The organism is Cellvibrio sp. PSBB006 (assembly GCF_002162135.1).
Taxonomy (GTDB): domain Bacteria; phylum Pseudomonadota; class Gammaproteobacteria; order Pseudomonadales; family Cellvibrionaceae; genus Cellvibrio.
Genome location: NZ_CP021382.1, coordinates 2,025,951 through 2,045,000, shown reverse-complemented (window position 1 = coordinate 2,045,000; position 19,050 = coordinate 2,025,951). Strand labels below are relative to the sequence as shown.

Genomic DNA, 19,050 nt, shown 5'->3' with positions numbered 1-19,050 from the left:
TGTGACTGCGTACCTTTTGTATAATGGGTCAGCGACTTATTGTCAGTGGCAAGGTTAACCGAATAGGGGAGCCGTAGCGAAAGCGAGTCTTAATAGGGCGTTCAGTCGCTGGCAATAGACCCGAAACCCGGCGATCTATCCATGTGCAGGTTGAAGGTGAGGTAACACTTACTGGAGGACCGAACCCACGTCTGTTGAAAAAGACGGGGATGACGTGTGGATAGGGGTGAAAGGCTAATCAAGCCGGGAGATAGCTGGTTCTCCCCGAAAGCTATTTAGGTAGCGCGTCATGTCTCACCCTCGGGGGTAGAGCACTGTTTGGGCTAGGGGGTCATCCCGACTTACCAACCCCATGCAAACTACGAATACCGAGGAGTGCAATCATGGCAGACAGACAGCGGGTGCTAACGTCCGTTGTCAAGAGGGCAACAACCCAGACCGCCAGCTAAGGTCCCCAATACCAGTTAAGTGGGAAACGATGTGGGAAGGCTTAGACAGCTAGGAGGTTGGCTTAGAAGCAGCCATCCTTTAAAGAAAGCGTAATAGCTCACTAGTCGAGTCGGCCTGCGCGGAAGATGTAACGGGGCTAAAACTGGTAACCGAAGCTGCGGATGCAACTTGTTGCATGGTAGGGGAGCGTTCTGTAAGCCGTTGAAGGTGAGTTGAGAAGCTTGCTGGAGGTATCAGAAGTGCGAATGCTGACATGAGTAACGATAAGGGGAGTGAAAAACTCCCCCGCCGGAAGACCAAGGGTTCCTGTCCAACGCTAATCGGGACAGGGTTAGTCGGCCCCTAAGGCGAGGGCGAAAGCCGTAGTCGATGGGAAACAGGTTAATATTCCTGTACCTCTTTTTACTGCGATGGGGGGACGGAGAAGGCTAGGCCAGCACGGCGTTGGTTGTCCGTGTTTAAGGTGGTAGGCTGAGATCTTAGGTAAATCCGGGATCTTAAGGCCGAGAACTGATGACGAGTGTTCCTCGGAACACGAAGTGGTTGATGCCATGCTTCCAAGAAAAGCCTCTAAGCTTCAGGTAAAAAGAGACCGTACTCGAAACCGACACAGGTGGTCAGGTAGAGAATACCAAGGCGCTTGAGAGAACTCGGGTGAAGGAACTAGGCAAAATGGCACCGTAACTTCGGGAGAAGGTGCGCTGCTGGCGGTGAAGGACTTGCTCCGTAAGCTGCTGGCAGTCGAAGATACCAGGCCGCTGCAACTGTTTATTAAAAACACAGCACTCTGCAAACACGTAAGTGGACGTATAGGGTGTGACGCCTGCCCGGTGCCGGAAGGTTAATTGATGGGGTTAGCTTCGGCGAAGCTCTTGATCGAAGCCCCGGTAAACGGCGGCCGTAACTATAACGGTCCTAAGGTAGCGAAATTCCTTGTCGGGTAAGTTCCGACCTGCACGAATGGCGTAATGATGGCGGCGCTGTCTCCACCCGAGACTCAGTGAAATTGAAATCGCGGTTAAGATGCCGTGTTCCCGCGGCTAGACGGAAAGACCCCGTGAACCTTTACTGTAGCTTTGCACTGAACTTTGAACCTACTTGTGTAGGATAGGTGGGAGGCTTTGAAGTTGAAACGCTAGTTTCAATGGAGCCGTCCTTGAAATACCACCCTGGTATGTTTGAGGTTCTAACGTAGACCCGTAATCCGGGTTGCGGACAGTGTATGGTGGGCAGTTTGACTGGGGCGGTCTCCTCCCAAAGAGTAACGGAGGAGCACGAAGGTTGGCTAATCCTGGTCGGAAATCAGGAGGTTAGTGTAATGGCACAAGCCAGCTTGACTGCGAGACTGACACGTCGAGCAGGTACGAAAGTAGGTCATAGTGATCCGGTGGTTCTGTATGGAAGGGCCATCGCTCAACGGATAAAAGGTACTCCGGGGATAACAGGCTGATACCGCCCAAGAGTTCACATCGACGGCGGTGTTTGGCACCTCGATGTCGGCTCATCACATCCTGGGGCTGAAGCCGGTCCCAAGGGTATGGCTGTTCGCCATTTAAAGTGGTACGCGAGCTGGGTTTAGAACGTCGTGAGACAGTTCGGTCCCTATCTGCCGTGGGCGTTGGAGATTTGAGAAGAGTTGTTCCTAGTACGAGAGGACCGGAATGAACGCACCTCTGGTGTTCGGGTTGTCGTGCCAACGGCACTGCCCGGTAGCTATGTGCGGACGGGATAACCGCTGAAAGCATCTAAGCGGGAAGCCTCCTTCAAGATGAGATCTCCCTGGGGCTTTAAGCCCCCTGAAGAGCCGTTGAAGACTACGACGTTGATAGGTCAGGTGTGGAAGCGCTGCGAGGCGTTGAGCTAACTGATACTAATTGCTCGTGCGGCTTGACCATATAACAGAATCGATTGTTTAACGATTGCGTGATCCGGGCTTTTTAAGAGATACCAATTCGCTGTAACAGCACGACTTTACATCCACCACCCTATTTGAAGAGCTACAGCACACCGACTGGTGGTAAGACTGGAATCCTTCATACCGCTTTGCTTGACGATCATAGCGAGTTGGAACCACCTGATCCCATACCGAACTCAGAAGTGAAACGACTTAGCGCCGATGGTAGTGTGGGGTTTCCCCATGTGAGAGTAGGTCATCGTCAAGCTCTTAAACCCAGGCCCCGGTTGCTAATGCAATCGGGGCTTTTTTATTGCTACACTAATCTGCCCTTCCTGCTCGTTCCGTACTTCCAATAATGAATGGTCTCGTCTAAAACTTTCTATCATCAACATTGTTGATGACTTTATATATTGAAATGTTTGTCTAGGGTTAACCCAGCATCGTATCTTAACTTTTTTTACTGCCTTATAATTTGATAAATCAAAAATGCGTGGTTAGCGTGGGATTTACGATGAATAAAGACAAATTAGTTATTTTTGATACGACGTTGCGTGACGGAGAACAGAGTCCGGGTGCGTCTATGACACGCGATGAAAAGGTGCGTATTGCCCGAATGTTGGAGAAATTGCGAGTCGATGTTATTGAGGCTGGTTTCGCAATAGCCAGTCCCGGGGATTTTGAATCTGTGCGAGCTGTGGCGGAAGCAGTTAAAGATTCAACAGTGTGCAGTCTAGCGAGAGCCATCAAAGGTGATATCGAGCGCGCTGCAGAAGCAATCAAGCCTGCAAATTCGGGGCGTATTCACACGTTTATCGCTACTTCACCCATTCATATGCAGTATAAGCTGCAGATGGAACCGTCGAAAGTGTTAGAGCAAGCGGTGGCGGCAGTTAAATTGGCTCGTCAGTTTACTGATGATGTGGAGTTTTCGCTGGAGGACGCCAGTCGCTCAGAGTTTGGGTTCATGTGTCGCATTATCGAGGCCGTGATTACGGCCGGTGCCCGAACAATCAATTTGCCTGATACGGTTGGTTATGGCGAACCGGATGAATATGGCATGCTCTTCCGTCGTTTGATAGAGGCTATCCCCAATGCGGACAAAGCAATCTTTTCGACGCATTGTCACAATGATCTGGGGTTGGCTGTGGCTAACTCTCTGTCTGCTGTGATGCATGGTGCACGCCAGGTGGAATGTACTATTAATGGGTTAGGTGAGCGTGCGGGTAATGCAGCGCTGGAAGAAATCGTGATGGCGGTCAAAACACGAAAGGATATGATGCCCGTTGAGACAACTATTGATACCGTCCATATTGTCCCGACTTCCAGACTGGTTTCCAGTATTACTGGTTTCCCCGTGCAACCTAATAAGGCGATAGTCGGTGCAAACGCATTTGCCCATGAGTCCGGTATTCATCAGGATGGGATTCTCAAGCATCGGGAAACCTATGAAATCATGCGTGCTGAAGATGTAGGCTGGAATACCAATAAATTGGTGTTGGGTAAGCACTCGGGGCGGGCAGCTGTAAAGGCGAGGTTTGAGGCTTTAGGTATTACTTTTGCGGATAGTGAAGCGCTTAATGCCGCTTTCACTCGCTTCAAAGAGTTGGCCGACAAAAAGCACGAAATTTTCGATGAGGATCTTCAGGCTTTGGTGAGTGACGCTCAACCTCATACTCTTCATGAGGCCTATCATCTTGGTGACATGGAGGTGGTTTGTAAGACAGGAACCAATCCTTATGCGAAACTGAATGTCGTGATGAATGGCGTGAGTCAAGCCGCAGAGGCAAGTGGTAGTGGACCTGTAGATGCCACCTTCAAAGCGATCGAAAAAATTGTTAATAGCAATGCGCATCTACAATTGTATTCAGTTAATGCGATTACAGAAGGGACTGATTCTCAAGGTGATGTTACGGTTCGGTTGGAGAAAAATGGCATCATAGTGAATGGGGTAGGTGCAGACACGGATATAGTGACAGCCTCTGCCAAAGCTTATCTTCATGCATTGAATCTCTTATATTCACGTGCGGAAAAATCGCATCCTCAACGGGATGGAATTTAAATTCGTCATGAATGAATATCAACGCCAGTCATATCTAACGTCGATGGGTATAGAGAACTATATGCCTCGTTGGCGTTTGGCTCTTGCCCCTGTTCCTGTCGCATGTGCGTTGCCTGTCTCAGACACAGTATTTCCACTTGGCGAGGAAGAATCACCGCAAACGGATACAAATTTACGCAACATGGTGGATAAGCCAACGGCGGTTGCGGATGTGTTACGTGACCTGAAATTGGATCAACCAAAGAAGACGGATGCACCGAAGCCGGAACAAAAAAATGATGTCGGTCTAATATCAACGCCAGTCGTTAAGACAATCCCGGCATTTGCATTAAGCATATGGCGGCCTCAACATGATCTGTTGGTTATCGATTCTCGCAATGCTCAGCTAGCTTTGCCTACTGAATTATTATTACAAAATATCCTTCGTGCTTTATACGGCGTTCCTTCCAATTCAGGAAGCGAAGATATCCTGCGTTGGCCGCTGATTGATAACACCTTCGTATCACGAACAGTTGATGATGCACGAAGTGTTTTGCAGGTCTGGCTGGAGGTTGAGTTGGAGCGTAGGCCAGTCAAGCGGCTTTTGTTAATGGGATATAACGCAGCACAATATTTTCTGGAATCGGAGAACTCATACCAGTCTTCGTTATTCCATATCTTGGCGTTAACACAATTTTCCACCCAAGCAATTATTGCCCCAAGCCTTGTCGAGTTGCTGCAAAAGCCTGAGCAAAAGCGCAGCTTATGGCAAGTGCTACAATCATGGCGCTCCGCAGCATAATCTATGTTTACGCCTATTACGTTAGATACCTCATCAGGGTTGCTGCTGAACATGCGTTTGCTGGTCGAATCAGACCTGGCTGATGTTTTACTGTTGGAACGCAGTGTTCACTCTCATCCATGGCGGCAGTCCAGTTTTGAAGATTGTCTAGATGGGCGGCAGCGCTGTTGGTTGGCTGAATGCAACGGTGTTCTGGCTGGTTACGTCGTTGTAACGTATGGCGGTGGTGATGCCGAATTATTGAATATCGCTGTAGCACCTAAGTATCAGCGTAAAGGTATTGGAAGTTGTTTGCTGCAGTATGCCGTTAGCTATGTTAAAGATCACGCGGATATGATGTTCCTTGAAGTCCGAGTTTCCAATCGTAAGGCGATAGAGCTCTATGCACGCGAGGGCTTTTTTGAAGTGGGGCAGCGCAAAAATTATTATCCCACTAATAATGGACATGAAGATGCGTTGCTGATGGCCTGTCAACTGTAACCTTATTGTCTTACCGGACGTTTTTGCAGTTTTCGTTGTAGCGTTCGTCGATGCATGCCCAAACTGCGCGCCGTGGCGGAAATATTTCCGTCGTTTTCCTGCAGCACTTTTTGTATGTGCTCCCATTCCAGTCTGTCGACTGACGGGGGATTAGCCGGAATCTCCAACTGTTTAATTGCTTGCAGATCAAAAGCGGCAAGAATATCTTCTGTATCTGCGGGTTTGCATAAATAATTTAACGCCCCCAGTTTAATGGCCTCTACGGCGGTAGAGATGCTTGAATACCCCGTCAGCATGACAATCTGCAAATCAGGTTGCCGTATCTTGAGTTCGCGAATCAATATGAGGCCGGATTCTTGCGCTAGCTTTAAATCTACGACGGCTTTGCTGAAGACGTATTTATCTACCAACAATAATGCTTCTTCACTATTGCCGGCAGAAAACGCCTGGTGTCCGCGCCGCACAAGTGCTCTGCCAAGTATCTGGCATAGCGTTGGATCATCATCGACCAGAAGAAAAATTTCTTTTGTTTGATGCATTGTCATGATTCTATCCCGAGTGCTGCAATGGCAGGTGTAATTCTGTCAAGGTACCTTGCGGTGAGCGGTTGTAAAGATAGACCTCTCCACCATAGCGATTAATCGTGGCATGGGTTAAAAATAATCCTAAGCCTAAGCCCTTTCCTTTTGTCGTGACAAAGGGTTTGCCTAATTGACTGGCAATTTCCATGGGAATACCTGGACCGTTATCTTCGATTTTCCAACGCATAGCAGCTTTATCCCAGCTGATGCTGATGATGATATTTTCTGGATTAGCATCAGCGGCGTTGTTGAGTAAATTAATAATGGATTGTGCAATGGTCGGGTGAAGATAACAAACAACATCCGGTGAATCCTGATTGATATCCAGAGTGGCGCTAACATCGGGGCGCATGACGAGCCATCGCTCAAGGATGTCCTCACAGAACTTTCGCAGGGATTGCGCTGCAAATTGTCCGTCTTTGCCATATTCAGCTTTTCCTACCAGGTTTTTCAAGGTAATTGAACATTGTTGAACCTGGTCTGACAGCACTTTTAAGTCATCGTATAGCTGCGGCTCATCGCTATATTCATCACGTAATTCTGCCAATAAGACTTTCATCGTGGATAACGGTGTACCCAGCTCATGGGCAGTTCCTGCAGCAAGTGTTGCGACAGCCATTAATTGTTCATCGCGTAGATCGTCTTCACGTTTTTGATTCAGTAAATCATCCTGTCGACGCAGATCCTGAGCCATCTTGACGACGAAATAGGTTATCAGCGCTGCGCTGATGAAAAAGTTCAACCACATTCCGAGGATGTGAAGATTAATATCCTGGTGATTACCGTGATGATGAGCTGGCGATAGCACAGGCAAGGCAATATGAAAAAATAATAAAAGTGTGTAGCTGGCAACGCACAGTGAGGTAATTACCCAGGTATAAGACCACGAAAGCGTCGCAGCCGAGATACAAATCGGCACAAGGAAATAAGAAATAAAAGGGTTGTTAGCCCCACCGCTGAAATAGAACAAGGCGCTGAGACAAAGCACATCAAGCAGCAATTGAATAAAAAATTCAATATCAGTGACCGGAACTTCACGATGCAAGCGTAAGGCTGTTAACCAATTGATAACGATAAAAATCAGCAAGATCGTGGCGAACGCCGGGTAGGGAAGATCCAAATCGCTGAATGTAAATGTTAAGGCAGCCGTTGCACATAGACATATGACTAACAGCCAACGAATCATGACCAGATGGCGGAGATGTTGCGCAGGTGCCGCAAGCGTTAGCGGAAGTTTATCGGTCATGGAATTTCACGGAATAGTTTGGGTCTGCATTGTGTCAGATTATAGCGAAAAACAGCGCTTAACCCGTTTATCTGTACTGCGACATCTTGCCGCAGTTGTTCAACAAAATCCCTCACATCGTGATCCCGGCCTGAAAGCTAGGGCGTGCTGGTGTATACTTTGCCGCTGTTTTTTCGCCCGTCTGATCATCGTTCCCTTGGATTTTAGAGGCACTACCTCAATTATGGCGCAATCGCTACAAGCTACCCTGATTGAGGGCCAGGTTCCGCAACAACTCAAAAACATGGCCGTTCCCATGGTGTGGGGCTTGATGGCCACCATGTCGCTTAATGCCGTAGATACTTTCTTTATCGCGCAAGTGGGTAGAGAGCCCCTGGCGGCGCTGAGTTTTACCTTTCCCGTCATCATGGTGCTGACCAGCCTTGGCATTGGCTTGGGAGCAGGCACCTCATCGGCTGTAGCACGAGCAATAGGCGAAGGCGACGCGCTCACCGCGCAACGTCTTGCTACTGATGCGATGAGCCTGACGCTGCTTGTTTCCGTTGTTATGTGCTTGATCGGCTGGATATTACTGGAGCCATTATTTTTGGCGTTGGGTGCTACCCCGGAGCTGATTCCACTGATTCGCAGTTACATGTCAATCTGGTTTTTCAGCGCGCCCTGTTTAATGGTACCCATGGTCAGCTTGGCCGCATTGCGAGCCATGGGTATGAGCAATATTCAAGGCTATCTGATGAGCGGCGCCGCGGTGCTCAACGCGGTTCTGGACCCTATATTCATCTTTGGATTACTCGGCGTGCCCGCGTTGGGCTTGCAAGGGGCTGCTATCGCTACCCTTATCACGCGTGTGTTGATGGTACTGGTCGCGCTTTATATTCTGCGCTATCGCGTCAGGATGTTGATCAATCCTTTCATTGGTTGGCTGCAACTCCGTGCCTCCTGGAGTGTAATTGTGCAAGTTGGCATTCCTGCCATGGTTGCCAACGTCATTGTCCCCCTGGCCAGTGCGGTGGTGGTCATGATGGTGGCCCGGTACGGTACGGATGCAGTAGCCGGACTGGGTATAGCCATGCGCGTTGAGCCCTTGGCGCTAATTGTTTTTTATGCCTTGTCGGGCGTTATTGGTCCGTTCTTTGGCCAAAATCTCGGTGCTGGAAAGTACGAGCGGCTGATTGAAGCCCAGCGAGTTCTGACCGTATTTTGTTTGGGTTTTGGCGTATTGTTAGCAGTGATCTTGTGGCTATGTGGCGACCTGATTGCGGGCGTTTTCGGCGATCATGCTGAAGTGATTGAAGTCACCGTGCTTTACCTGACGATAGTACCGTTCAGTTACGGGGCCTATGGTGTGGTCATGTCCGTTAATGCTGCATTTAATGGCCTCGGGCACCCTTGGCCTGCCATGCTGATTTCGGCGGGGCGAGTGCTGTATATCTTCTTGCCCCTCGCATTCCTCGGACAGTGGTTGTGGCAGATGACAGGTATTTTTATTGCAACGGCAGCCGCTAACCTGATTATGGGATTCTGGGCCTGGAGCTGGTTGAAAGGATATATCCAGCGCACCCAAAGTGAAGGGCGAACTACGCTATAATCGCGCCCGTTTTTTTAATTTCCTGCGATAGTATATTTATGACTGAATTAACCAGCGAGCTGGCCAAACGCCGCACTTTTGCCATTATTTCCCACCCGGATGCCGGTAAAACCACCATTACAGAAAAATTATTGTTATGGGGAAATGCCATTCAATTGGCCGGCTCGGTTAAAGGTAAACGCGGACCCCACGCAAAATCTGACTGGATGACCATGGAGCAAGAGCGGGGAATTTCAGTCACTTCATCCGTCATGCAATTTCCTTACAAGGGGCGGGTCGTCAATTTATTAGATACCCCCGGCCACGAAGACTTTTCTGAAGATACCTACCGAACCCTGACCGCAGTCGACTCTGTCTTAATGATGATTGACGGTGCCAAGGGGGTAGAGGATCGCACGATTAAATTGATGGAGGTTTGTCGTCTACGTGACACGCCGATTCTGTCATTCATTAACAAGATGGATCGTGAGAGCCGCGACCCGGTGGACTTGTTGGATGAAATTGAACGCGTATTGAAAATTACCTCCGCACCCATAAACTGGCCTCTTGGATCAGGAAAGGACTTCGTCGGCGTTTATAATTTTTATACCGACACTATTCACGTCTATCAGCAAGGTAAAGGCCACACCATTCCGGAAGATGTTCAAATCAAAGGTCTGGATAGCGCAGAAGCCACCAAAATATTGGGCAGCTACGCCAGCGATATTCGCGAGGAAATTGAGTTTGTTCGTGGAGCAACGAATCAGTTTGATATCAATGAATATCTTGCCGGACGGATGACGCCAGTGTTTTTTGGGACGGCTTTGGGGAACTTTGGTGTACGTGAAATGCTGGATGGATTTGTCGAGTGGGCTCCCACACCGCGCAGCCGCGCCGCAAAAGAGCGAACGGTAGAAGCCGGTGAAGAGAAATTCAGTGGGTTTATCTTTAAGATTCAGGCAAATATGGACCCCAAGCATCGCGACCGCATCGCATTTATGCGTGTCTGCTCTGGTGTTTACCGTCAGGGTATGAAGATGCGTCATGTCCGCCTGGCAAAAGATATCAGGATTGCCGATGCAGTGACTTTTATGGCTGGTGACCGCAGTGCGGTAGACGAGGCGCTGGCTGGGGACATCATCGGTCTGCATAATCACGGCACTATCCAGATTGGTGATACCTTCACCGAAGGTGAAGAATTGAAATTCACGGGCATTCCTCACTTTGCTCCAGAATTGTTTCGCCGCATTCGTTTAAAAGATCCACTCAAAGCCAAGCAACTACAAAAAGGGTTGCAACAGTTGTCCGAAGAAGGTTCAACGCAGGTGTTCTTCCCGCTAAACAATAACGATATTGTGGTTGGTGCGGTCGGTGTATTGCAGTTTGAAGTGGTGGCCTACCGCTTGAAAGACGAATACAAAGTGGAGGCTATGTACGAGCAGGTCAACGTCACGACCGCGCGTTGGGTTGATTGTGCTGACGCTAAAAAACTGGAAGAATTCAAGCGTAAATGTGCCGATAACCTGGCATTGGATGGCGGTGGCCATTTGACTTATCTGGCTCCTACAAGAGTCAACTTGTCATTGACGGAAGAGCGTCACCCGGATGTCCGCTTCCGCGCAACGCGAGAGCATTAATCATGTTTGCGACACTGGTACTGACGATACTGATCTTTATCGTAATACTGGTGGTCTTGATGTGGGTTCGCACACCCCGCTATCGTATCCAACGGCATAATGTCATTGCTCTGCTAGAGTTGGTATTGAATGGCCAGGCCAGTGAAAATGACTGGCGTGTTTTCGCAGCAGTACCTTTGCGTCACAATCCCGAACTGGATGAGATTCGCGAGCGCTGTATGGATATCGAAGAGCGTGAATATATCGGGCCCAGCCGTAGTGGATTATTATTTTCCCAGCAGGGGCTTGAAGAGTTACGCGAACTCTTGCAAAACCTGAAAGAAATGGAAAAAGCGTCGAAAGAAAAGGACGCGCGTTGATACGCAATGTGTTTGAGGTAGATTTTCGTGTGTTGATCGATGTGGCTAAACGCCACATCACACTTCGGCGAAAGGGCGTTGGTTGATGTAGCCCCGCTAATTTATATCTACAGGGGATGCATGTGAGTATCGCGAACGACAATAAAGACCTTGTATGGGATCTGGAAGCCTTTAAGCAGCGCCAACGGGCTATTGATTTTGTTATGGGTTTTGAAAATCGGCTGTGTGTTTTTTCAGGGTCGGTTGAACAGCTGTACACCAATTACAATATTTTTTTCCCTAAAGAAGAAGACCGCAAATTGGTCATCTTGCCAAATCCCTATGCTCCTCATGATACTTTTAATGGTATTCCGGCGGAATCAGTGACCGCCACAGGGTTGAATATTATTCCCGGAATCCATGAGGGCAAACCTGCCCTGTTTCTCTCGATTCCATTCCGTGGTGGTCAAAGCAAGTTCAAAAATGTTCCCTTGCAGATGGGGCTGCGTGTGGTCAGGCAACAGTTGCCAGCTAATAAACCATTTTTGCCGGTATTAATGAAAGGTGACTTGCGAGAGCTGGATGCTTCGACTCCGTGTTTGCATCTGCACGCCATTCATCTTGATCGTTTGATAGAGCATTCAGAATTGGAGCGAAAAAGTATCCAAAAAGTGATCGAGCAGCGACTCAGCAAACTTTCTTGAGAACATAAAAAAACCACCTTGCGGTGGTTTTTTTATCTCGGTACTGCCGTTTATTTGGGTAATGCGAAAGTAATGGGGGCAGAGAACTCGAAACCTGAGCCGGGGATGGCATCGGGCACAGCAGGGAAGGGTGATGAGCGCTGAATGGCTTCCCAGGCTTCTTTATTGAGCGTGTCGTGACGTGTTTCTTCCAACCATGACATGCTCTTGATGTTGCCTTGCCGATCAATGGCAATAGAAATCCGCACACCACCTTCATGACCTCGATCCAAAGCACGACGAGGATATTTCACATTGGTACGAATTTTCTTTAATAAATCTGACACATAGAACTGACGAGCCAAAAGCGATTGAGCCGTAAGTGCTGGTTCGTTGTCTTCTTCCTCTTCCTCACGTGAAGGGGGGGCTGCGACTGGTCTTGGCTGCTCTTTTGGCTCCGGTCTTGCCGCAACAGCAGGTTTCTCCGGTTCAGGCTTGGGTGTCTCTTCAGCCAATTTGGGCAATTCCACTTTCGGTGCTTCGATAGCCGGAGTTGCTGTTGGTGTCGCCGGTTGCGGTTTCGGCGCGGGCTTAGCCACTGCTACCTGAGCCGGTGCTGGTTCAGGCTCTTCTGGCTGAGTCCAGGCGGTAACTGCAGCTACACGGGCGGCAGAAGGCTGAATGCGCTCATATCGGCTGCGTAAATCTGCATTCACATCGCCGACTTTTAATAATTCTTCACGGTAAGTTGAGGATAAGGGAACCCGGCCAATCCAGGTACGCAGCAGCATAGGGAAAAACTGGTCGTCGGCGATGCGCCCCAGTTGCACATTATTGACCGAGACGGCGAGCCCCTGACCTGGGGTCTGGGCAAATACTATATGGTCATTGGCTTCCAGCCGGCCCTTGAACAGTCCGTCAAATTCCACCATGTTATCCGCTTGGGCCGTCAGTACGCTGTTGGTGTTATTAATCGCCATGCCTTCAATCCACATACGACTGAAACGGCGAATCATCATTCCACCCGGGTTTACAATCTTGAGTTCCATTCTCATGGCTGAATTGCTGTTAATCAGCGTATCCGCATCGTCCGTTAAGGTCTCCGAATAGAGTGCGCCAATAAATTGCTCGTTACCTAACTCCTGGTGCAGTGCCAGCCCGTTAAGTAAGGGCTCTGCCTGGGCATATGAGCAGAATAGAATTAAAAGCGCAGATAAATAGTCAGGTATTCTTGGTTTTAGACGCATAGGGTTACATCTCTGATTATTTTTTATGAAATAAACCGACGAAAATAAAGGAGGAGCATACATTCACTTATAAGCTCTTCCGCAGTATGTCAGGTATAAAAGTATAGTACAGAAAGTGGATCTAATTGAAATTTGGCCGCCAGTTCAAGGCGGGAAATACTACTTTACAGAAAAATAGCGCGACTGCAAGCAGGGCAATATCAAAGAGCTGACACCGCTGTTTGTCCATTCAGATAATTCGCTTTCGGTTAATCATCTATTCCCGTAATGTACTAATATGTATCAAAGTCCAGTTTGGATACCGCTGGCTTTGCTTGGTTGAGAATCATATATAAGTGTTATGACTTGGTGTTTGTACAGGATAGGACATGGAAATAAAACCGCTGCACAAGTTTCCCAGAGACACGCTTGAACAGCTGTTATCCGGAATCTCTTTTTTTAAAGCAGTTAAGCAACAGGATTCCTGGCAATATGAATTGTTACTTCAGTCTTCGCGCATTATTTCTTATATCCCCGGGGACATTGTATTAAAACGTGGTGACGCAGATGATTGGCTTTATTTTTTATTAAAGGGTCGGCTTGCCGTTTACGTTGATGATATGGGGCGCGGTGAGTTAGTGAATTATGTGACCCCAGGCGAGGTATTTGGTGATCTCGCACGCCTGGTGGGGCAGCCGCGCACTGCGACAGTGATCGCTGATGAAGCAAGCCGCCAATCCATGGTGTTTGCCATGGATTGCAGTATTTTTGATGATCTTTCTTCTAATCGCCCCATTACCCTCCAGACCAAATTGATTTACTACCGCAACACAGTGCACAACTTGCGCTGGAAATTGGAAGTCTACAGAGCGCAGCATCTACAGCATGAGTTGGCTAATCGCCATCGTCAGGTCCGGCTATATGCGGGCACAAAAGATACTCGGGAAGAGTTGGCGTCACTCCATGAGCAGGCGAAGGCTTTGGCGTTATTGTTGCTGGAATGGAATACAGAGTTCGGCGCTCCGATGGACTCTCCCTCGACCGGAGCGGCTTCCCGTTCTCCATTGAATGAATAATCATCGTTAGCTGTTGAGTTCCGATACCTCCCTTCTTGATACTTTCTATAGCAACCTGTTACATCCTTACACATTGAGCCTGAGGGGCTGCTAAACTGTCATCATTAATAACATTGAGTATCATAGTGCAATACACAATTGCTATTGCAGGTTTACATTACCCATGAAATTTGAAGACCTGAAACTGACGTACGGCTACCCCTTGCAGCTGCAACTGAATAACAGTGCGGGTCAGCCGGAGCGATTTTCTTGCCGTCTCATTGGCTGTATGCCGGGGCGAAGTATTTTATTATCGGTCCCACGCGCATCCGGTAAGCTTTTGCGTTTCCGAGCCGGGCAAAAGATGGTCGTCCGGATGATGGTTGATAACGGAATAGGTATTTTTGCCAGTATTGTAGAAGCGCAAACAGCGGAACCTTATCCGATATTGCATGTGAGCTATCCTGAGCAAGTGAGTTTCAAGGGAATCCGCGGGGCAACAAGGGTCAATGTAGACTTACCCATTCAGGTAAAAAATCTTAGTGCCATCAATGAAGAGATGGTGAGCGGAGTGATTGCAGACATCAGTATTTCTGGGGCGCGCATGGAGTTACCAGAGCCGATCGGCGAAATTGGTGACAAGATACGTGTCAGTGCAAGAGTCACTGTCCTCAATATGGAGCGCGATTTGATCGTCGAGGCGATTATTCGATCAAGGCTGGAGCGAAGCACGCAAGAAACTGACAAAAACTTGCCTGCTGTTTACGGCGTGGAGTTTACAGAAGAGGATGAGGAGAGACGTTTATTGTTGTGCGCCTATGTTTTTGGTCAAATTGTAGATGATCAGCAATTGACCCCCACATAATCGGAAAGCGAACATTTCATCGGCTATCCCACTGTTTAAATAAAAAAGGCGCTCGAATGAGCGCCTTTTTTTCAACCAAACCTGATATGACGAAATTATGCAGTCACAGCAGGAGCAGCAGCCTTTGGCTTGCGGCCACGTTTGGCAGGAGTTGCACCAGCAACAGTTGCCTTCTTGGCGGCTGGCTTTTTCTTGGCTACAGCTTTCTTGGCAACCTTTTTGGCGGGTGCTTTTTTAGCTACAGCTTTCTTGGCGGCAGGTTTTGCAGCTTTCGGAGCAGCTTTTTTGACTGCGCGAGGTGCTTTTTTGGTTGCTGCTTTTGAGCGCGCTGCAGCTTTCTTGGCAGCAGCTTTAGCGCGAGCGGCTGCTTTTTTCTCAGCAGCTTTCTTCTTGGCAGCAGCTTTCTTGGCAGCTACTTTAGCTTTAACAGCAGCTTTTTTGGCGGCCAGTTTGGCTTTAGCAGCAGCTTTCTTTTCAGCTACTTTAGCTTTGGCAGCGGCTTTCTTAGCGGCCAGTTTGTTTTTAGCAGCAGCTTTTTTAGCGGCAGCTTTCAAACGCTTGGCTACAACAGCTTCAGCTTTGGCAACAGCCTTGTCATGCGCAGCGGCCATTTTGTTAGCAGATTTAACAGCAGTAGCCTCTTTTTTGGCATTTGCAACAGCTTGTTTAGCAGCAGCAGCAGCTTTTTTGGCGCTCGCAAGTTCTGTTTTAGCAGCAGAAACTTGTTTGGCCGCGGCCGGAGTTTTCTTTTTGGAAGCAGCAGCCAGTTTGCTTTGAGCAGATTTTACCTGGGCAGTTGCTTTGGCAGCGTCTTTGGACAATGCCGAAACTTGTTTTTGGAGATCAGCAGCTTGAGCGACACGCGCTTTTGCCAACTGGGCTTTCAATTGAGCTAATTGCTGTTCTAAATTTGCAACAGCATCAACCGCTTTTGATTTACGTGCAGCCATGGTGTGTTTCCTTTATTGTTTTCGGAAAGAGTTTATAAAACGGATTAAAACTTCCAACACGCATAAGTTAAAACTTTATAGAAAAAATTCAAGTTTTTTGAAGAGTTTTGACGGAAAAAATGTGTTTTTTTTCTATTTTTTATCAAAAACGAGCTGCTTGAACCTTGGTTCGGAAGAAATTTTCGTAATTTCTTAAAAAGCTTTCGATAATTGGAGTTTTAGCCTCGGTTGAAAATTTACGGATCAGCTGGGTAAAACATCCCCCTTTTGTAATTCATGTGGGCTGAATTTTTTACACAAACCTACGTTGCCCGGTGTGAATGATGAACAGCACTTTATTTTTAAACGGGTGCTTTATGGCTTTGTGCTCAAGGAAATGAAATACAAAAACGAGTTCTCAATGGTAAATGGCGAGGTTTTTTTGCGGAATTCGAACCGAGTACGGCGGTGGCAAAAAAATGCAACTGGATACTTTCATGCAAGCCAAGCCGGCCATGAGTAAGATTTTAAGCTGCGGTTCCCTCAATAAACTTAACTCACTCTGCTGCCTAATCTTGTAAAAGCCTTTCTTCAGCTTATCCGAGTCGCACAATGTGACGATATTCATCTTCCTTCGGGCTACATTACTTCACTTCATTTGAGAGAAGGCTGGATGGGCAATATGTTTGTTTCTTCTCTTATAAAGACTTGTTGCGGCATCTTACTCATTTAAGATACTGTTTATTTAAACAGTTCCATGCGAAATAATGGCTTTTTATCGGTAATCTGCGGGGCGAGATCTCTCCATTGCGAAAAATTATTCATTGTGATGCCGACTGCTTCTTTGCTGCGATAGAAATGCGTGATGACCCAAGCTTACGCTGTCTACCCATTGCAGTAGGTGGCAGCGCCGATAGACGAGGAGTCATTTCAACGTGTAACTACGAGGCGCGTCGATATGGGGTACATTCTGCAATGCCATCAGCCACGGCACGGCGTTTATGTCCTGACTTGATAATTCTCCCGAATCGTATGGATGTTTACCGGGAAGTATCCCTTCGCATGCGCCATATTTTTTACGAATACACCGATTTGGTTGAGCCTTTGTCGTTGGATGAGGCGTTTCTTGATGTGACGGACTCGCCGCATTGCGATGGCAGTGCAACGAGAATTGCTCAACTGATCCGTAGTCGAATTGAGCGGGATTTGGGAATTACCGTTTCTGCCGGCGTAGCCCCTAATAAATTCCTGGCTAAAGTTGCCAGCGATTGGAGGAAGCCGGACGGCTTATTTGTCATTACACCGAAGCAGGTCGAGCACTTTGTGCAACAACTACCGGTGCGCAAAATTCATGGTGTCGGTAAGGCTACTGCGGCGCGCCTGGCAGAAGTGAACGTGAAAACCTGTGGTGATCTGCAAAAGTTTTCGGTGTTTGAGCTTTGTCAGCGTTATGGCCAGTTTGGACAGCGTCTTTACGATCTCAGTCGAGGGCAGGATGAGCGTCAGGTAATTCCCAGTCGGCGACGTAAATCACTCAGTGTGGAGCATACCTATCCGGAGGATCTGCCGGACCTGGCCCACTGTCTGAATCAGTTTCCTGAGCTATTGCAGACCCTGGCCAGTCGGTTGCGGCGTTTGGAAGACGAATACCAGGTTGTGAAAATATTTGTAAAGCTCAAATTCGCAGACTTCTCCGGTACCACTGTTGAGCGCGCAGGGCAAACGTTGAACATGGTTGATTATCACGCGTTATGTGCCCAGGCCTTTGAACGCGGCAACCACAGCCCGGTGAGGTTGTTGGGGGTGGGCGTCCGATTTGTTGATCTGCGTGAGGATCAGGCCTTCTACCAGTTGGATTTGTTCGATTAGGCGGTGATAGACGGGAACTTGGCGACAACCTCGGGCTCTATGGCCAGGTCCGCCCGAGCGGCATGCGGGGCATATGCCTGCGGTGAAGCCGTTATTTTGCCCAATTTCATGCCAATAAAGCATTAGTCATTCGCCCTGGAAAACTGGTAACATGGCGCTCTTGCTGTGCCGGCGCGGCATATATATATAACATTAGCAATACATAACACTAGAGGAGTAATCGCGGTGAGCCGAAGAAAAAAAGGCCGTAGTGCTGACGAGTCTAACGATATTGACCTGACCCCCATGCTGGATGTGGTCTTTATCATGTTGATCTTCTTTATCGTAACCGCTTCGTTTGTTAAAGAAATTGGTATCGATGTCAATATCCCGGAAGATAACAACAACCCTCCACCACCAGATGCCCCTCAGAATATTCTTGTGCGCATCACAGCCGATAACCAGATTTGGATGGAAGATCGCCGTGTGGATGAACGCGCTGTGCGCTCAAATATTGAGCGTATGCGTGCCGAGTTGCCCAAGGCAACGGTGATTATCTCCGCAGACCCGAAGGCTCATGCCGGTACTTATGTACTTGTTGCTGATGCAGCGCGCGAAGCACACGCACCAAATGTTGTGCTGGCTCCGATGAAAAACTGACGGTTGCCGAATAGAAAAAGCCCCGCTGTTGCAAAACAGCGGGGCTTTTTTATTGCCGTAAATTCGTGTTCTTGAGATCTATTACAGACGCATTTCTTCCTGGACCAGTGATACCTTGCGGCTCCTGGTTTTTTCGCGCTTCTTGAGGCGAACCCTTTCAGTACTGAAATGATCGTGCAACTTATCCTGCATCAGCCTGGAAAATTGGCTTTGTTCCAGGCAGATCAAATGCCGATGATCGCCCGCCTCAATAAATACCATTGGTGCTTGCATCAACTCATCATCCCATATGACATCCAGCCCGTAAGCCTCACCCAAGGCCGGTACTGCTCCGGCAGCACAGTCACGGAAAATATCATGTAGTTCATCTTCATCGACCAGCTCCATATGGCGATCAAAAATCTGATTGAGCGTATGACGTAAAATTTTGTTGCGTGATGGGAGGACGCAGAGGGTGTAATGAAAGTCTTCATCGCGGACCAGCACGGCTTTGGCCAGGCTGGTCTCATCAATATGCGCAATACGTGCAGTATTAAAAGATCCTTCGCTGTATTCGTGTTCCAGAAGTGTGAAATCTACACCCTTTGTTTTCAGGTACTTCTCAACGCTAGCAGCAACACCCATAAGACAATCTCCAGAGTGCGAACGAGATACGAGTGGGTGAGGGATATTCGCTCACCATTAACCGAAGTATATGTGTCGTTTCAGGAGAGCGATGGAAACTTTTCAACGGTAAACAGGATTCTTT

At 48.3% G+C, this 19,050-nt stretch carries 16 protein-coding genes and 2 rRNA genes (1 of these 18 cut by a window edge); 13 read left to right on the top strand and 5 right to left on the bottom strand.

All coding sequences use genetic code 11. The features are described 5' to 3' along the window. From CBR65_RS08460 to rimI, 5 genes are all read left to right on the top strand, one after another. Positions 1–2,345: ribosomal RNA gene (locus CBR65_RS08460) — 23S ribosomal RNA — on the top strand; it begins 541 nt to the left of the window's first position. A 151-nt stretch (positions 2,346–2,496) separates the two neighbouring features. After that, a 5S ribosomal RNA gene (gene rrf / locus CBR65_RS08455) occupies positions 2,497–2,612 on the top strand. A gap of 246 nt (positions 2,613–2,858) precedes the next feature. After that, complete coding sequence (locus tag CBR65_RS08450; RefSeq protein ID WP_087466455.1) at positions 2,859–4,406, top strand: 2-isopropylmalate synthase; 1,548 nt, start codon at positions 2,859–2,861, stop codon at positions 4,404–4,406. Positions 4,407–4,413: 7 nt separating this feature from the next. Further along, the gene (locus CBR65_RS08445) at positions 4,414–5,187 is read left to right on the top strand and encodes a hypothetical protein (RefSeq protein ID WP_157672014.1); all 774 of its coding nucleotides are present in this window, start codon (positions 4,414–4,416) and stop codon (positions 5,185–5,187) included. A 3-nt stretch (positions 5,188–5,190) separates the two neighbouring features. Further along, positions 5,191–5,667, top strand: coding sequence for a ribosomal protein S18-alanine N-acetyltransferase (gene rimI / locus CBR65_RS08440; RefSeq protein WP_087466453.1), 477 nt, complete (start codon positions 5,191–5,193; stop codon positions 5,665–5,667). A 2-nt stretch (positions 5,668–5,669) separates the two neighbouring features. Here the strand turns inward: rimI and CBR65_RS08435 are convergent, their stop codons facing one another. Both CBR65_RS08435 and CBR65_RS08430 read right to left on the bottom strand, forming a co-directional pair. Further along, positions 5,670–6,212 carry a response regulator transcription factor gene (locus tag CBR65_RS08435; RefSeq protein ID WP_198300912.1) on the bottom strand — a complete coding sequence of 181 codons (543 nt, stop codon included), beginning with the start codon at positions 6,210–6,212 and terminating at the stop codon, positions 5,670–5,672. A 4-nt stretch (positions 6,213–6,216) separates the two neighbouring features. Then, on the bottom strand, positions 6,217–7,494 hold the full coding sequence (locus tag CBR65_RS08430) for an ATP-binding protein (protein ID WP_087466452.1): 1,278 nt from the start codon (positions 7,492–7,494) through the stop codon (positions 6,217–6,219). A 223-nt stretch (positions 7,495–7,717) separates the two neighbouring features. Here CBR65_RS08430 and CBR65_RS08425 point away from each other — a divergent pair, with 223 nt between their 5' ends. The 4 genes from CBR65_RS08425 (at position 7,718) to CBR65_RS08410 (ending at position 11,740) form a co-directional block, all read left to right on the top strand. After that, positions 7,718–9,082 carry an MATE family efflux transporter gene (locus CBR65_RS08425; RefSeq protein ID WP_087466451.1) on the top strand — a complete coding sequence of 455 codons (1,365 nt, stop codon included), beginning with the start codon at positions 7,718–7,720 and terminating at the stop codon, positions 9,080–9,082. Positions 9,083–9,120: 38 nt separating this feature from the next. Continuing rightward, positions 9,121–10,698, top strand: a complete 1,578-nt coding sequence (gene prfC / locus CBR65_RS08420) for a peptide chain release factor 3 (protein WP_369825652.1) — start codon at positions 9,121–9,123, stop codon at positions 10,696–10,698. 2 nt (positions 10,699–10,700) lie between these two features. Next, positions 10,701–11,057 (top strand): hypothetical protein, encoded by a 357-nt coding sequence (locus tag CBR65_RS08415; RefSeq protein ID WP_087466449.1) that lies wholly within the window; start codon positions 10,701–10,703, stop codon positions 11,055–11,057. Between the two features lie 122 nt (positions 11,058–11,179). Continuing rightward, positions 11,180–11,740 (top strand): hypothetical protein, encoded by a 561-nt coding sequence (locus CBR65_RS08410; RefSeq protein ID WP_232461400.1) that lies wholly within the window; start codon positions 11,180–11,182, stop codon positions 11,738–11,740. A gap of 50 nt (positions 11,741–11,790) precedes the next feature. Here the strand turns inward: CBR65_RS08410 and CBR65_RS08405 are convergent, their stop codons facing one another. Next, the gene (locus CBR65_RS08405; RefSeq protein WP_198300911.1) at positions 11,791–12,966 is read right to left on the bottom strand and encodes a TonB family protein; all 1,176 of its coding nucleotides are present in this window, start codon (positions 12,964–12,966) and stop codon (positions 11,791–11,793) included. Positions 12,967–13,334: 368 nt separating this feature from the next. On the opposite strand from CBR65_RS08405, the gene CBR65_RS08400 reads away from it, so the two are divergent. Continuing rightward, complete coding sequence (locus CBR65_RS08400) at positions 13,335–14,021, top strand: cyclic nucleotide-binding domain-containing protein (protein WP_087466446.1); 687 nt, start codon at positions 13,335–13,337, stop codon at positions 14,019–14,021. A gap of 163 nt (positions 14,022–14,184) precedes the next feature. Next, positions 14,185–14,865 (top strand): flagellar brake protein, encoded by a 681-nt coding sequence (locus tag CBR65_RS08395; RefSeq protein ID WP_087466445.1) that lies wholly within the window; start codon positions 14,185–14,187, stop codon positions 14,863–14,865. Between the two features lie 95 nt (positions 14,866–14,960). On the opposite strand, the gene CBR65_RS08390 is transcribed toward CBR65_RS08395, so the two are convergent. After that, positions 14,961–15,815 (bottom strand): hypothetical protein, encoded by an 855-nt coding sequence (locus CBR65_RS08390; RefSeq protein ID WP_087466444.1) that lies wholly within the window; start codon positions 15,813–15,815, stop codon positions 14,961–14,963. A gap of 786 nt (positions 15,816–16,601) precedes the next feature. Between CBR65_RS08390 and dinB the strand changes: the two genes are divergently transcribed. Further along, the gene (dinB, locus tag CBR65_RS08380; protein ID WP_087466442.1) at positions 16,602–17,663 is read left to right on the top strand and encodes a DNA polymerase IV; all 1,062 of its coding nucleotides are present in this window, start codon (positions 16,602–16,604) and stop codon (positions 17,661–17,663) included. 225 nt (positions 17,664–17,888) lie between these two features. Further along, complete coding sequence (locus CBR65_RS08375) at positions 17,889–18,302, top strand: biopolymer transporter ExbD (RefSeq protein ID WP_087466441.1); 414 nt, start codon at positions 17,889–17,891, stop codon at positions 18,300–18,302. Positions 18,303–18,383: 81 nt separating this feature from the next. Here CBR65_RS08375 and CBR65_RS08370 read toward each other — a convergent pair whose 3' ends face one another. Further along, positions 18,384–18,926 carry an aminoacyl-tRNA deacylase gene (locus CBR65_RS08370; protein ID WP_087466440.1) on the bottom strand — a complete coding sequence of 181 codons (543 nt, stop codon included), beginning with the start codon at positions 18,924–18,926 and terminating at the stop codon, positions 18,384–18,386. Positions 18,927–19,050 lie beyond the last annotated feature (124 nt).